At 58.2% G+C, this 15,927-nt stretch carries 11 protein-coding genes and 1 pseudogene; 5 read left to right on the top strand and 7 right to left on the bottom strand.

Annotated features, from left to right (window positions below; all coding sequences use genetic code 11):
* The 7 genes and pseudogenes from ACR0JI_RS16650 to ACR0JI_RS16620 form a co-directional block, all read right to left on the bottom strand.
* Positions 1–669, bottom strand: a pseudogene (locus tag ACR0JI_RS16650) (ArdC family protein); the annotation flags it as partial.
* Positions 670–709: 40 nt separating this feature from the next.
* Complete coding sequence (locus tag ACR0JI_RS16645; protein ID WP_480495405.1) at positions 710–1,180, bottom strand: hypothetical protein; 471 nt, start codon at positions 1,178–1,180, stop codon at positions 710–712.
* A 374-nt stretch (positions 1,181–1,554) separates the two neighbouring features.
* Complete coding sequence (gene repC / locus ACR0JI_RS16640; protein ID WP_480495408.1) at positions 1,555–2,835, bottom strand: plasmid replication protein RepC; 1,281 nt, start codon at positions 2,833–2,835, stop codon at positions 1,555–1,557.
* 227 nt (positions 2,836–3,062) lie between these two features.
* Positions 3,063–4,085 (bottom strand): ParB N-terminal domain-containing protein, encoded by a 1,023-nt coding sequence (locus ACR0JI_RS16635; RefSeq protein WP_288397436.1) that lies wholly within the window; start codon positions 4,083–4,085, stop codon positions 3,063–3,065.
* Entirely contained in the window at positions 4,082–5,437 is a 1,356-nt protein-coding gene (locus ACR0JI_RS16630) for a ParA family protein (RefSeq protein ID WP_211096233.1), read from the bottom strand. Before ACR0JI_RS16630 ends, ACR0JI_RS16635 begins: the two co-directional genes overlap by 4 nt.
* Positions 5,438–6,216: 779 nt before the next feature.
* A complete protein-coding gene (locus ACR0JI_RS16625) occupies positions 6,217–7,380 on the bottom strand; it encodes an ATP-binding protein (protein WP_012187061.1) in 1,164 nt (387 codons plus the stop codon).
* 119 nt (positions 7,381–7,499) lie between these two features.
* Positions 7,500–8,381, bottom strand: a complete 882-nt coding sequence (locus ACR0JI_RS16620; RefSeq protein ID WP_093993959.1) for a recombinase family protein — start codon at positions 8,379–8,381, stop codon at positions 7,500–7,502.
* A 226-nt stretch (positions 8,382–8,607) separates the two neighbouring features.
* Between ACR0JI_RS16620 and ACR0JI_RS16615 the strand changes: the two genes are divergently transcribed.
* The 5 genes from ACR0JI_RS16615 (at position 8,608) to hypF (ending at position 15,812) form a co-directional block, all read left to right on the top strand.
* On the top strand, positions 8,608–9,675 hold the full coding sequence (locus ACR0JI_RS16615; RefSeq protein WP_480495411.1) for a hypothetical protein: 1,068 nt from the start codon (positions 8,608–8,610) through the stop codon (positions 9,673–9,675).
* Between the two features lie 200 nt (positions 9,676–9,875).
* Positions 9,876–11,126, top strand: coding sequence for an ATP-binding protein (locus tag ACR0JI_RS16610; RefSeq protein ID WP_480495413.1), 1,251 nt, complete (start codon positions 9,876–9,878; stop codon positions 11,124–11,126).
* The gene (locus ACR0JI_RS16605) at positions 11,123–12,115 is read left to right on the top strand and encodes an NADH-quinone oxidoreductase subunit B family protein (RefSeq protein ID WP_480495416.1); all 993 of its coding nucleotides are present in this window, start codon (positions 11,123–11,125) and stop codon (positions 12,113–12,115) included. The genes ACR0JI_RS16610 and ACR0JI_RS16605 overlap by 4 nt, the downstream gene beginning before the upstream one ends.
* Positions 12,112–13,542, top strand: coding sequence for a nickel-dependent hydrogenase large subunit (locus tag ACR0JI_RS16600; protein WP_480495418.1), 1,431 nt, complete (start codon positions 12,112–12,114; stop codon positions 13,540–13,542). The genes ACR0JI_RS16605 and ACR0JI_RS16600 overlap by 4 nt, the downstream gene beginning before the upstream one ends.
* Positions 13,539–15,812, top strand: a complete 2,274-nt coding sequence (gene hypF / locus ACR0JI_RS16595; protein WP_480495464.1) for a carbamoyltransferase HypF — start codon at positions 13,539–13,541, stop codon at positions 15,810–15,812. Before ACR0JI_RS16600 ends, hypF begins: the two co-directional genes overlap by 4 nt.
* The last annotated feature ends 115 nt before the right edge of the window (positions 15,813–15,927 follow it).

The raw sequence follows: 15,927 nt of genomic DNA, 5'->3' as shown, positions 1-15,927 counted from the left end.
CGGGCATAGGCCGTGTTGCCGAAGCGCGAGAGGCCGTAGTCGCGGTTCAGCCGATGGCGCGCCTTGGTGGCATGGGCGAGCTCATGCGCCCAGACCCCGTAGAAATTCCGCGGGTTCTCGAAACGCGCGATCGACGGCATGAACACCTTGTCCACGGGCGGCAGGTAGTATGCTTCCGTCCCCGTGAAAACGGTCGTGATGTCGATGGCGTCGAAAAACGTCTGCATGTGGGGGATGGGCTCGGACGGCGGATGTTCGGGTGCCGGCTCCGGATCTGGGAAGAAACTGTCGGGCAGGCCCTCGATCTGGCAGGCATTGAACACGCGGTAGGATTTCTGGAAGCGGAAGATACGGGCTTCCTCGGAGCGATCATCCCCGTCGCTGCGGTCATGCTCATCGCCGCCCGCGTCTTTCCGGCTTTGACCGTAATAAACGACGACAGAGGATTTTTCGCCCTTGCGGACCTTTGCGTCCCGCCATCACGGTCCGCATCGTCAGCAGGAAGTTGTTCACTCCCTGGTAGGGTTCCCCGCCCACGCGCAGGGGACGAGAGCTGCCACCTGCGGTCCAGGGCTTGCGCCACGGCAGGACGCCGCGCTCGATGATGCGGATGATTTCGTTTGTGATGGCCTCGGAGGCATCAAATTTGGGCGTGCGGGATCGGGCCATGGCTGGCCTCCTTTCGAGTATTGGTGAGAGGGAATGGTGATCAGATTGACTGAAGGGGCCTCGGATCGTTGGCGATCCTGGCACCGAGGACTTCGACCATGTCGATGTAGGTGGTCAGCGACACGGACTTGCCGGGACCCGAAGAGTCAGGGTCGACCGATCCGTCCCGCGCCACCCGCGGCAGGTTCGCGAAGGCGATGACATCGGTGACGGGTCGGATATCGATGAAGGGCGTCCCTCGTGCGACCGCAAGAGTGGCCAAGGGAAAGCGCTCGATCGGCGCGAAGGTAGAAACGGTGGTCCAACCAAGATGGATGAATGTCCCGCCCTCTCCGCAGATCACATGCGCGTTTGGCAATGACGCCACCTGCTTCAGATAGCCGAGGTCACGCAGGACAGTCTCGCGCTCGCGCCTTTGTGCCTGCCCCGTCTGGCCGGTTCGGCGTAGTTCCTTGTGTCGCCACCACGAGGCAGCGGTCGCGCGCAACACGCGCAAGACACCTGTTTGCATGGGAATGCCCTTCATCAGGAAAGACAGACCGGAATCCGGCCCGGACCCATCTGAGGGACCCCAAAGGCCCTCATCCGTCAGTCACAAAACCCGAAGAACACTTTCACTTTCACCGGGTCCGGACCCGGTTCTTGGCAAAATCATTGAGTCCTCACCACAGGACTCAATGCCGGCACGTCTACCGAAGCTCTTGATTTGGATCAGCAGAGCCAGTTGGGGATGAAAGATCGGCAACGAGCATCGGCAGTATCTCGCAACAGATTCGATATTATTTCTATACATCAAATAGTTAGACGATACTCCAGATCGGCAGCGAATATCTCTACAGGCCTGCTTAAAGCTGCGAACGCGTGGTATTTCTCAATCTTGCCCGATTATGCGGCCTGCCCGTTGAGCCTGCCATAAAAGCTGCGCTCAAGATGCAGCTCCCCTGCCACAGCTTTCTCGACCATGCCGCGCAGATATCCGCCAGGCGAGGCAACCTCGCCCGAGCTGTGCTTCTCGAAAACAAGCGCAAACGCGGCCGTGGCAACCTGAGTTCCCATTCGGTCCTGCGCCACGTTCCAAGCATGCTCCGAAATCCCGATCATCGGCCTGAGTTGTCCGGCAACCCGATGCAGATCGCTCCAATCCTTCAGGAACCCACCCATATTCCGCGCCCAGGATGCGAATTCCGGACAAGCCTGCATGATTGTCGGCAGATCGAGCGCCGTCCGCTTCTTGCGCACCTCGGCAACCCAGTCTTCCAGCTCCCTGTCGACCTGATCTTCGGGTCGAGCATTGGGCACCGCACCCGCCGCTTCCTCTTTCTCAGAGGAATTACTAGTTACAGGATTAAGTTGATTTGTAATTAGTATATGGGGTTCAGAAATGACCTCCCTGGGGTTCATTTCTTGAGTCTTCTTCACAACTTGGGCGTCATTTTTGCCAGTGTTTTCCACAGGGTTTATCGCACCAGTCGCCTTGAGATAGGCCGCCTCGACTCGTTCCTGAAGTTCCTTGAACCACGCCAGCAGTCGCTCCAGTTGTTCAGAGGCTTGATGGCGGCGCGGAAGTCGGTCCAGAAGCTCCTCGAAGAGACCCGTGAATTGCGTCCAGGGCCCGCGCAACGCGCCGCTTACCGCCGCCTCGATCCGCGCGCGGATCATCCGGCGCGCAACCGTGATCTGACGCTTCAAGCGCTGGCAGAGCTCGCGCTCGGCCTGCAACTCGGCCTGCAGATCTTCAAACTCCTCGACTCGAGCCGAAAGCGGCGACAGATCGAAGCCGTAGGCCTCGACGATACGCCCCTCAGCGTCTCTGCGGCCCCACCGTTTGCCATTCGGGCTATCCTGGAAAGAGATCACACCGATCTCTGCCAGACGCCGCGCATGACGCTTGAGTGCCGACAGAGAGAAGCCGGTTTGCTCCATCAGATAGGCGTTCGAGGCCCAGACTATTGGGCGCTGCCCCTCCTCCCAGTCCTGAGCCTGAGTGAAGGCCCCCAGGGTATCGAGGAGCATCATGTCGCCAGCCTTCAGGCCGATATGGGCCCCAACGCGTTTGAGCGCGACAAATGCTCGTGTTTTAGGTACTGCTACCTGTTCACCGGCTTGGGCAAGCTGCTCAGCAACCCCAAGACCCGGTGTCGGCTTGCGCCAACCTGTATGTTTCATGTCTGTATCTCACCTCCGGTTATGTGGAGGCAAAAGAAAGCCGTTCGCTCAGAAGCGTTCGTCGTTGACAGTGAATCCTGTGAGACTTATCTTGAAGGCGACCAAACCATTAAGATCAGCTCTCAGGCCACACCGCTTGGGGGCTTTTCTTTTGCCGTTAATTCACTTGTCGTTCCTTTTTTGCTCCTTGCCTCATCGTTCCGAAGAACATCTCACCAACGCTGTCTTCAGTCGGTGTCCTTCTCCGTGTCTTCGACGTTCAAATAGCTTGCGACTAAGTCTCCAAGCTTTTCGAGACGCTCTTGGTCAATCGGCACTCCTGCAACCTTGATTGATAGGTTTCCATCGACGGAAGTGACCGAAAGATTTCGGTTGCCCACCTTGCGCTTTACGGTGAGTTTTTGGGGCTTTGTCTTTGGTTTTGGCTTGGCTTTGTTCGTTCTCTCCAAGCTCGCTAAGGCACCCTGTAAATCGCGAAAGCTCATGTCGTAGACGTTCTTGAACGTGTTCAAGATTTGATCCTGCGCAGCGAAAACGGACCGTGCTCGCGAGACTAGGCTCTCATGCACACCAATTTTCTTGGCGAAGGCCACAGCTGTCAGTTTCTCTTCGCCAGAAGCCAGCGTCTCATACATTTCACCAATCGAAACCAATCGCTCAAAAGGGCTGAGATTCTCGCGCTCCTCATTCTCGCGAAACCGCAGAAACAACATCTCAAACTTGCTGTTCTCAGCGTTTCGCGCGTCAGGCGGGGCAAGGATTGCACGAAGGGGTACACCGAGCTCTGACGCGGCAGCCAGTCGGCGGCGTCCTGTCAGCATCACGAATGGAACCCCCGCGATATTCGACGGGTCCAACGGATCCGGCTGCCAATCCGGATCCTCCGGCCACACTAGAATGGGCGTGTCCTGCCCGTTCGAAGCGATGCTGTTTACCAAAGACCTGAAAGCTTCCTGGGACATCCAGTCTTGTCGGCGGTCGGTTCCCATCGGATCGGAGATTTGATCTGGCGACAGGCTTATCTCGTGGCGACCGTTGAGGATATCCAAACAGAGCTCTGCTCTGCTTCGCTCTACTGCAGCTTGCGACTGCGCAAGCGCTCCTGATTTCCAGGCACTGCCGGCCCCCTTGAAAGGAGTCGAAACAGCATCACTCGGTTCTGTCCTGCCTTCGGAACCGCTCGCACGTTCCTTGTTTGTATCGAGATTGGTAGCCTTGCTGACCAGCGACCTTGGAATACTGCGTTTCATGCTTCACCCTCGCCGTCATCTTCATAGAATTCGTCCATCCAAGTATTGGCGTAGCCACGTTCGAGTCCTGGCCAGAGTCGCGATATTATGGCGTCGTTCACGGCATCGGCATTCGTGATGAACCGGTTGATCCCCTTGCGCTTTCCTGGCGTGTCCGGCTCGTATTCGTATACGGACTGATAGACGTCCGACGCGTTCGAGATCGCGTCGGAACGCAGATAAAACACGGGCAGAATCTCCGTGGGGCAATGTTCTAGCAGGTTTCCGATGTGGTTAAGATCCTGGGCATTGGACCGTTGAACGATCGTTGGCAACAGCATGTTCGCACCGGTTCCGATCTCGATCCTTTCATGGGCCAGGATGTGCTGAAGCATCCCAAGCAGGCCAGTCACAAAGGTCGACAACGTCGCGATGTCAAACCCCTTCATGGTTTGCGGTATGACCAGCGAAGTCGACGCAATCACGTTATTCAACTGGAACAGTGTGAGCGCGGGTTGATAGTCGATGATGATGACATCCAGCGTCTCCGTTAGTGCGGTGTCGAGCCGCTCCTGGTCGACCTTGCCGTCGACTACCAATTCGTTGGGTAACGTTTTCGGTGGGTGGCCCGCTTTCCAGCGGTCGATGGCATCGCGTAGGTAGCGGTAAAAGCTCTTCCCTGCGGGGGCTTCGCGGACAAGCCGCGCAATCTGGATCTCACCCTCGGATGTTTCGCCGTGAGCTGGAAGCAGGCGCAGGCCTGGCCAGGAGGTCTTGAGAAGGAAGCTGTCGAGCGTTTGCGCATCGTGGTCGGTATATGGCGCGTCTTCCGACTGAAAGAGTCCAGCAAAGTCCACCATGGAGGCGGTGTTTTCGTCGGGCATTTGGGGAAGGCCCTCTCCCCCGACGAAGTAGAGCGTTATTGTACTTTGCGGGTCAGCATCCATGACACCGACACGCATGCCGTAGTGCAAGCTGAGATACTGGGCAAAATGCGCAGCGCTCAGACTTTTGGCGGTGCCGCCTTTCTGGCTTGCAAACGAGATGACGGGCAAAGGTGCGTCAGGCTTCCGCCAGGCCAGGTAGTCGTACGGCCGCTTTGCCGAGGCTGCCAGAAGGGCCCGCATGTGCATCAATTCTGAAAGCGTGAAAACACGCTCTCTTCCAACATATTCTCCTGCGGGAAAGTCATCGCTCGAATTGGCGAACTTGGTCAGATACTGAATACTCACATTGAGAAACCTAGCGCACTGGCGCATGGACCAGGTTCGCTTGATGCGCTGACGCAAGGTGAGTTCCTTGTTCACTGCCACCATCGTGCGCTCAAGCCCACGTGACAGATCCGTCAAAAACTGCTCTAAACTACCGCTCATTTATAAGCCCTGACTTCGGTTGGGTCCGAGTTCGACTCGATTCTGTTCCGATGGTAGCATGGTTCTGAGCAAAAGATAAAGATACCACGCGCCTATCGGTTTCAGGCGCTTATTTTGAGGCTCAGTGGCTCCAGAAACTCCAATCTTGAACGCGTTCAAGATTGGAGTTTAAGTCGGCTGACCAGAGCGAAGTCGATCAACCATGCATGTTTCACGCCGCGTCTTTCGGACCCCAGGAGATGACCGTCCTAGTTGGTGGCTTTGCCCATGTTTGCGTTGAAGCCGTGATCACAGATGCTCACCGTGAAGTAGCCAGCGCCGGCCTCCCCTTTCTGAATCTTCTAGATGCCGCCGCACTCGGTCAGCTTGCCTCACGGGGAGCGTCCGGCGACGCGTTGCGCGAAGGCCGTCCTGTTCGACCTCGCGACGGGTTCGATGGTAATTTCCAGGTCGGAGGTCAAGATGGAGATTGAGCCGAAGCCTTTGGCGGTTTCGTTGTCGGCGCTTGTGAAACTGATGCAGCCCGAAGGGTAGCTGCGCGGTTGACCAAGGCCTGACCACGCTGGATGCGAAGCGCCGCATAGAAGGGTAGGGGAGGAAGATGGGCCACAGCCGTTGTAGACGGGGCGGCCGCTCCGATGTGCATTCCATGCAACCGGTACGCACCGGGAGACCTGCGGGGACCGGAAGAAATGCCACAGGGAAATGCGCGGCGTCCTTAAAACTGAACAAAACAAGTAGACCCCTTACTCTCGTGCACGCGCGCAACAAGCGTTGCGCTATAGTGCTCTCAACAGCCCGATCCCTTGCTCAAGAGGCATTGCACGAACGCCTTCGGCCACGGGGACGTCATGCTCTCCGGCGTAGATCAACAGCTTCCGGCTGGCCTTGATGTCTTCCGCGCCCACATAGAACCCGCGCGAGACCTTTGGCGCAGTCGTGCGCTTGATCTCAACGGCCCAGATGTCGCCCCCAGGCAGGCGAAGGACCAAGTCAAGTTCAGCACCGGCAGAAGTGCGATAGAAGAAGGGTTCAGTGCCGGTTGGTGCAGCGGCAAGAAGGGCCTCGATACAGAACCCCTCCCAACTGCCGCCAACGACGGGGTGCCCGAGCAAGCCCTCGATTGTCCCAATGCTTAACAGGGCATGCACGACCCCGCTGTCGCGGACATAAACCTTTGGCGATTTCACCAAACGCTTGCCGACATTCTCATGCCAGGGCTGCAGTCGCCGCACCAGCATGAGATCAACGAGCAGATCGAGGTAGCGTCCAATCGTTTGGCCGGAGACGCCCAGCCCCTCGGCGAGGGCTGCAGCGTTCAATAGACCACCTTGCACATGCGCAAGCATTGTCCAGAAGCGCCGCAAGGTTGCGGCTGGAATACGCGGTCCGAGGGCAGGGATGTCACGTTCCAGATATGTACGCAGAAAATCCAGACGCCAATCCATGCTGGCTTGATCGCTTGAAGCCATGAAGCTGTCAGGAAAGCCACCACGCAGCCAGAGCGCATTCAACTGATCAGCCCCCACCTCGGTAAGCTGTAGAGGGGGCATTTCGATATACCTGACACGTCCAGCAAGGGATTCTGCCGACTGTTGGAGTAGGACGTTGGAGGCTGATCCCAAGAGCAGAAACTGGCCCGCTCGAAAACCGGCCCGCCTGCGCTGGTCGATCTGACCACGCAGGCTCTTGAAGAGGCCAGGCATCTGCTGCACCTCATCGAGGATGACGAGTTTTCCCGCCTGTTCATCCAGATATAGATCCGGTTCGGTCAGGATCTGCCTGTCCGCATCTCGTTCTAGATCAAGGTATACCGATGGTTGCTCCGAAGCGATGTCTAGAGCGAGCGTGGTTTTCCCAACCTGCCGGGGGCCGAGGAGGACAACAGCAGCTTGGCTCTCGAGCGCGGATTGCACAAAGTGATGAGTTTGGCGCTTATACATACCTTGCAATTACTCCGCACGATGGAAGATTTGCAAGGATAAACTGCTTAGCGGGTAAAGTTGCCACTCAATTGGAGATGTCGCCTGATGTGACGAACAGGCTTAGCGTCAAAACTCACTCATAACATCCCAAGCCGCTTCGCCCGCTCCAGCAACATCTTCACTGATGATGGCTGCCAGCTTGTCCGGCCGCGGGGTGTGCGCTCACGCATGTTCTCCAAGCGGGCGCAGATGGCCTGAAGCGTAATGTCGGGATCGGCGCCCTTGATGCCAGCAATAATGGCGGGCAGGCGATCGTCCGTTTCGCGGCGCCCGGCGCGGGCCAGCACCTCGGTAGGCAGGAAGCCGTCGCGGACATAGGCCTTCACAGCGCGCAAGAGACGGCTTTGGGTCCAGCGACGCGCCTCGGGCAGGGGGCCGTTGATGATGCGCACAACGTCTTCCCAGGCCAAGTCGGGGCGCAACCGGCGCACTTGGGGCACCCAGTCTTGAGCCGTCTCGTTCAGCCGCTCCATGTAGCCGTCTTGCCGCGCGAGCCGCACCTTGCGTAGCGCCGCTGGATCGCGGGCGCGTAAGCCCGGGTTCCCGCCGACCCGGCCCTTAGTACGGGCACTCGCCAGCCCCGCCTTGGTACGTTCGCGGATCAGCGCCCGCTCAAACTCGGCCGCGGCGCCCAGAACCTGAAGCGTGAACTTGCCTTGCGGGGATCCGGTGTCGATCGGGTCCTGAATGGACCGAAAGAACGCCCCCTTGGCCTCCAGCCGTTCGATCACCTCCAGCAGATGTGAGAGAGACCGCGCCAGCCGGTCGATCCGAACGACAACCAGCGTGTCGCCCTTGCTAATGCGCTCCAGCAAGCGGGCAAGCACCGGCCGCGCACGATTGCCGCCCGAGGCGTGCTCTTCAAAGATCTCGACGCAACCCTCAATTTGCAGGGCCTCAGACTGGGGCAGGGGGGTTTGATCCTCTGTGGAAACACGGGCGTAGCCTATCAGCGGCATGAAAACGGGCCGTTTGCAGTTTAATGTATCGCTACTAAACGACCGTTTGTAAACGAATGCAAGTAGGTGCTCTCTCGTCGCGCTCGTCCAAAAACCCTTGGTTTCCTTGCGCTGAGCGCGATCTGAGAGGTTTCACCGGCAGTCGCGCGCGCATACTATTTACAGAGCGTGGGGAATGGTCACAAAATCGCTTGGGTAATGTGCATAATATAAGTATTTTGCACACATGAAGCCGCAAGCATTTACTTTCAATGATGATTTTGATGACCCTCTCATCACTACCGAGGGGGATGAGGAGGCTCACGAAGAAGACCTCTGGTTTCTGCCCGGGCCGCTCGAAGAAGACCCGGATGATCTGCCTCCTGGGCCACGGGCGGAACCGCCTGATATTGCGGTCATCGACGATTGGGCGAAAGCAGAGGGGGCTCATGCTGCGCGGCTAGCAAAGGTGGCTGGACGCCTGGGTGCTCTGGATGACCGACTACTGCGTGGCCCGGAAGGTTGGCGGCATCGGCTCGCGTTGCTCGAGGCGGCGGATCTCAGTTGGTTCGCAGGGGATCGGGTGAGTTCTGATCGTCTGGCGCTCTGGATATCGATGCGATTGTCAGGTGTACAGGATGATCCGAATGCCTTGGCAAGAGTTGGGTGGGCTGTTCGGCGCCTGACGGGCGGTCCCGGACCGATGGTTGACTTGGCTGCCTTCCTGGATCGCCGCGATCCCGAAAACATTGAGGACAGTGCCGAGCGTTTAGAGGATAGGGCGGGCGGATGGCAGGACGTAATTGCAGCAGCAGACGATCTACACCCAATCACGCGGGCTTGCATGGGCTTTCATCTCTGGAGCCTAGCGGGCCTCGGACAACACTGCGAGCAGATCGAAGCCGCCGTCACCGCCTCCAGGATCGCTGCCGGCGATGAAAAGGGTGCCATATTCGCACCGGTTGCTATGGGCGGGGCAGGGGGGCTGCGTGTCTCGGGCTCGCCAGCCGAACGCTTGGCCCGCTGGTTGGATGGGATGAGCAGCGCAATTCTGACGGCGATGCGAACACTGGACGATATTGAAGCGTGGACGGGTCGGGCAGAAAGCGTCATGGCGCAATTGTCTGGCCGCACGCCGGTTGCCTTGCGAAGAACTTTCTCTCAGTGGCCCGTGGTTTCCGCCCCAATGGCTGAGGCGATGACCGGAGCAAGCCGCGCCGCCGTTCAGCGCAATCTGGCGTGGATGGAGGCAAGCGGTTTGATCCGCGAAGTGACCGGGCAGGGACGGTATCGGATGTGGCGGATCTACGGATAGATACCGTTGACGTTGTCAGTTTTTTAGGCGCTAAATGTCTATAGGAGCGCTAAATTCCAGTTGAGCAGGATCCGCGACGGTGTGTGAAAAAGTAATAATTCATTGTGCGCAATTTAACTTTTGAGACCGTGATCGGGAAACATTTGACCTACGAGACACAAAATTTACCAAGGGAAGCATGGCAGGATGTCCTTGTCGCCGTGGACAAAACCTATGCCGAACTGGTGGATTATCAGGAACGGCTTGAAACGCAGAATAACGAACTGAATGCGCTGCGTCGTTTCTTGTCATCTGTGCTCTCTTCCATCAGTGACTATCTGATCGTTATTGATCGGTCGGGAAAAGTAATCGAGGCAGGAGAGGCCGTTTGCGCAGCCGTTAATGCCCCGCTGGCGTTGATCAAGACCTGGACCGCCAAAGATGTCTTTCGCGCAACGGATTCATCAGAGCTCGGCACCCATCTTTCCTACGTCATCAGCTCCCGCAACACAGTGACACTGGATGCAGAGATCATTGGGCCTCAAGGTGCCGAGCCGGTTGAACTTCGGATTTCTCCTCAAATGGATCGACGGCGGAAAGTGATCGGAGCCGTCCTGACGGCGCGCCCACTAGGAGAACTCAGGCGGGCTTTTGCTGACCTTGAATCCAGCCACGAAGAATTGAAGATGGCACAAGTCCAGCTGGTGCGGAACGAAAAGCTGGCATCCTTGGGGCGTTTGCTGGCTGGCGTGGCGCATGAACTGAACAATCCTATCAGCTTTGTCTATGCCAACAGCCATGCCATGGAAAAGTACATCGAGGCATTTGAACGCTACTTTGAAAGCGTGGCACGCGGCGCGAGCCGTGAGGAGCTCATCGTTTTGCGGGCCGAGTTGAAACTGGACCGCCAAATCACAAACTTGCGCACTGCACTTGATGGATCGCGCGAGGGCGCCAAACGTGTTCGCGATCTGGTTGATGATTTGCGTCGCTTGTCCGCGGACGGATCAGGGGAGTTCGAGCGGTTTGATATTGTGGACTTGACCAAGAACGCGCTTGTCTGGATCGAACGCGGAAACAAGCAATCCTTCGTGGTCCAATATCACGGCGCAGATGAAGCATTTGCTATGGGCCGTGTCGGTCATATCCGGCAAGTCCTGTTGAACCTGATGCAGAATGCGGCGGATGCGGTCGAGACTATAGAAAACCCGGAAATCCATGTAGTATTCGAAGTCAGGCCGAATGATATCGTACTGCGCATCTCGGACAATGGGCTCGGGATTGAGGCCGATAAGGTCGAAAAAATTTTCGACCCGTTTTTTACGACAAAGGAGGTAGGCCGAGGGACTGGCTTGGGGTTGTCGATCTCTTACAAGATTGTCGAAGAGCACGGCGGTTCACTGCGATACTTGCCCTCAAAAAAAGGCGGCGCTTGTTTTGAGTTGGTTTTGCCTGCAAGGTTTGGGGCATGAATTTGCTTTGGCTTCAATCCGCTGGCTGCGGCGGTTGTACGATGTCGCTGCTATGCGCGGAGGCGCCCAATGTCCTGGACTTGCTGGAAGGTGTGGGCATCAAGTTGCTTTGGCACCCAACTCTGAGCGCTGAGACGGGCGCTGAGGTTCGTGCAATTCTGGAAGCGGTCGAGGCGGGTCATGTCGCGCTGGATATCCTCTGTGTCGAAGGGTCGATCTTGCGTGGGCCAAACGGATCGGGCCGTTTTCAGATGCTGTCCGGCACCGGGCGTTCGATGCTGGATTGGGTCACGTCTCTTGCGCCGTTGGCGCAGCATGTCGTGGCGGTCGGGACTTGTGCGACATATGGCGGTGTGACCTCGGCGGGGGAAAATCCGGCCGATGCCGTTGGCGTGCAATATGATGGTGCCGAGAAAGGCGGCGCCTTGGACGAAGCGTTCCGGGCGCGGTCCGGCCTTCCGGTCATCAATGTTGCGGGATGTCCGACGCATCCTGATTGGGTAACCGAGACGCTTATGCTTTTGGCGAGTGGCGCGATGAGCGTTGCTTCGCTGGACGGTTTTGCCCGCCCACGATTTTATGCGGATAATCTGGTGCACCATGGCTGCCCCAAAAACGAATTTTACGAATACAAGGCCAGCGCGACGGAATTGTCGGAAATTGGCTGTATGATGGAACATCTCGGTTGCGTGGGCACACAGGCTGTTGGCGATTGCAACATCCGCACCTGGAATGGCGAGGGCAGTTGCACGCGCGCAGGCTATCCATGTATCAACTGCACGGCCCCGGAATTTGAGGAACCCGGTCACGGTTTTACCGAGACCCCAAAATTCGCGGGTATCCCGGTGGGGCTGCCAACGGATATGCCAAAGGCATGGTTCATGGCGCTGGCCAGCCTGTCCAAGGCCGCGACACCGAACCGCATCGGGGCCAATGCCACCTCTGACCGGATCGTGGTGCCGCCCAGCCTGAGAAAGCCAAAGAAATGAGTGACCGGACGATGCTGGTCGGGCCGTTCAACCGGGTCGAGGGTGACCTTGAATTGAGACTGGACGTTGCTGATGGCAAGGTCGCTGCCGCCAACGCCAATTCTCCGATGTTTCGAGGGTTTGAGCGGATGATGCTGGGCAAAGACCCGCGCGATGCGCTGACGATCACCCCGCGCATTTGTGGCATCTGTTCGATCAGCCAATCAGCAGCGGCGGCGCTGGCTCTGGCGGATGCCGCCGGTGTCTCTCCGACACCAGAGGGGGCCAAAGTCGCCGCATTACTACACGCCGTCGAAAACCTTGCCGACCATGTGACCCACTTCAACCTGTTTTTCATGCCGGATTTCGCACGCCCCTTTTATCAGGGCCGCGCGTGGCACGGCGCGGTGGTCGGGAAATTTACCGCGCAGTCGGGTTCCTCCCTGCGCGATGGCGTCGAGGCGCGGGCGCAATTGTTGCACATAGTAGGGCTGCTTGGCGGGAAGTGGCCGCACACTCTGGCGATCCAGCCGGGCGGTGTAACGCGGTCTCCTTCAGCACGCGATCTAATCCGGATACAGGCCAGCCTGAAGTCGTTCCGCCGATACCTGGAGGACACTTTGTTCGGTGCTCCAGTTGAAGTATTCTCAGGATTGCAGAGCACCAGCGATCTTGATGCATGGGCTACCGGTGATGCAGGGCTTTTCCTGCGTGTTGCAAAAGATTTGTCGCTGGATGCGATGGGGCAGGGGCAGGGGCGCTACCTGTCGTTTGGGGCCTATCCCGTTGCTGACGGTCCGCTGATGCCGCGTGGCCTTTGGAACAATGCCGCCCTGCACGAGGTCGATCTGAACGCGATCACAGAAGATGTCAGCCACGCATGGATGCATGGAGAGACAGCTCACCCCGCCAATGGCATGACCGTTCCTGACGAAGCGATGTCAGAGCCCGCCTATAGCTGGTGCAAGGCGCCTCGGCTTGCGGGACAGACAGTTGAAGTGGGCGCTTTGGCGCGCCAAGTGGTCGCCGGGCATCCATTGGCCCGTGCCCTGGCCGACGAAGGCGGAGTGCGGGCCCGTGTCATCGGTCGCCTTCTTGAAATCGCCCAAACCCAGATTCTGCTGGAGAGCCTTTTGGCTTCGATTTCACCCGAAGCGGTTTTCATGGCGCATGTGGCGATGCCGCAAAACGGCGAGGGTGTCGGATTGGTCGAAGCCGCACGAGGCGCGTTGGGGCATTGGATACAGGTCGAAAACGGCAAGATCGCAGGCTACCAGATCATTGCGCCCACGACTTGGAACTTTAGCCCGCGGGATGCCACCGGCGCACCCGGTCCGGTCGAAGCCGCCTTGGTCGGTGCTGAGGTCGGGGCGGACGAGGATACGCCGCTGTCTGTGCAGCACATCGTGCGCAGTTTTGATCCCTGTATGGTGTGCACGGTCCATTGACGCCCTGCCTGCGAATCCGGGTCCGGGGACAAGTTCAAGGGGTGGGATTTCGTCCCTTTGTCTGGACGCTAGCCAAGCAGATGGGCTTGTTGGGGCATGTGCTGAACGACCCGGAGGGCGTGTTGATCCTTGCGGCGGGTGAGGGGGTCGAACGGTTGGCGGACCGTATCAGGTCGGAGGCGCCGCCTCTGTCCGTGATTACCGATATTTCAGTCGAAGACACCCAGGCTCCAACGCTGGAGCAGCCCTTTGTCATCGCACCCTCGCAAGGGGCGGGTAGCCAGACAGGTATCACGCCCGATGCCGCAACCTGCCTCGATTGCTTGCGCGAGTTGCGTGACCCCAAGGATCGAAGGCACGGGTATGTCTTTGCCAATTGCACCAATTGCGGGCCGCGCTTCACGATTATCACAGCGATGCCCTATGACCGTGCCAAAACGACCATGACTGCCTTTTCTCTTTGTTCCGCTTGTGCGGCGGAATATGCCGATCCCGCAGATCGTCGGTTTCATGCCCAGCCGGTTGCCTGCGCGGACTGCGGCCCACGCGCTTGGCTAGAGGTAGGGCAAACCGAAGTGTCTGTGGCCCCCATCGCGAAAGCGGTGACAATGCTAAAAGAGGGCAACATTCTGGCTGTCAAAGGTCTGGGCGGATTTCACATTGTTTGCGATGCCACGAATTCGGACAGCCTGGCGCTGTTGAGGCGGCGCAAGCGTCGACCGGCCAAACCCTTTGCCCTGATGGGAACGCGTAACATGATTGCGGCGCATTGCCGGATCAGTGCGCAAGAGGATGCGTTGTTGGCGGATCCTGCCGCGCCGATCGTTTTGTTGGAAAAGCTGCACGACATTTTGCCCGAAGCGGTCGCGCCTGGCCAAAATTGCCTGGGCTGGATGCTGCCAAACACGCCGCTGCACCACTTGCTGCTGGACGGATTCAACGGGCCGCTGATTATGACAAGTGGCAATCTGAGCGGTGAACCGCAGGTTATCGGCAATCCCGAAGCGCGAGAGAAGCTGTCGCAATTTGTCGACGGGTTCGTCATGCATGATCGTGACATCGCCCGCCGCCTGGATGACAGTGTCGAACGCGCTGACCCGCCGATGGTGCTGCGCCGCGCGCGGGGGCGGGTGCCTGGCACCTTGCCACTACCGCCGGGGTTTGAGGCCGCACCGCAGGTCGTGGCCTATGGGGGGCAGATGAAGGGGGCGCTTTGCCTCACCAAAGGCGGCTCGGCCTTGTTGGGGCATCATCTTGGCGATCTGGATGATTTATTGACTTTGGAAGCATTTGAACAGGCTGATCGAGACTATGCCAATTTGTTTGATCATACGCCGCAGATTGTCGCTGTAGATATGCATCCAAATTATCGCGCTACAATCTTTGGGCAGGCGCGGGCCGAAATCGAAGGGCTACAGCTGGAAGAGGTGCAGCACCATCACGCGCATCTGGCATCCTGTTTGGCGGAGAATGGCTGGCCTCTGGATGGGGGTAAGATCGCCGGGATTATCCTTGATGGGACCGGGCTTGGCGATGACGGCACGCTCTGGGGCGGTGAAGTGCTGCTGGGCGATTATTGTGGGTTCGAACGGCAATCGTGGCTGCGACCAGCGCCCTTGATTGGCGCAGATATGGCGGCACGGGATCCTTGGCGCAATGCCCTGTCCCGCTTGGATCAGACAAGCCTGTTCGATTGGGCGGATGAGCTGTTTTCGAACCAGCCACTGGCCATAGCGCGGAAGGCAGTCGAACGGGGGGTAAATGTGCCAATGTCGTCTTCCGCAGGGCGGCTGTTCGATGCGGTTGCGGCTTGCCTCGGGATTTGCCCCGACGGGCAGAGCTTTGAAGGTGAGGCCGCGATGCGGCTCGAGGCTTTGGCGAGACGAGCCGTCGGAAAACGTCGTTTCAGTTTCGATTGGGCAAACGAATTACCCGCTGCGCTGAAAGGCGAACTCACTATGGATCGCATGTTCCATGGCTTGCGGCGCGGGATGCAGGCGGGTGACGCGCCCGAAGACCTGGCCTATGGTTTTCACATCTGGTTGGCCCGTGTCATTTCGCTCCCGGCGCGGCATTTGGTTCACACAGGTCAGGCTGAGGGGATCGCCTATTCTGGCGGTTGTCTGCAAAACCGGCTTCTGGCCTTGATGTTACTTGAGATGAATGAAGACATCCCGGACATGTTCCACAGCAAAACTCCGGCGAATGATGGCGGCCTGGCGCTTGGGCAGGCGGTGATCGCGGCGGCGCGATGGGTGAGAGCACGCTAACCACCCTTTGTGCGATCCGGTTAGAAACATACCGCCCTTCTTTTGACGGTTCGCATCAATGACTTGATTTAAATAAAAAAAATCATTTCTCTCAAATCCCTGCATTCCTTTGCAT

The organism is Ruegeria sp. N10, from assembly GCF_056531545.1.
This window is presented reverse-complemented; position numbering and strand designations above follow the sequence as displayed.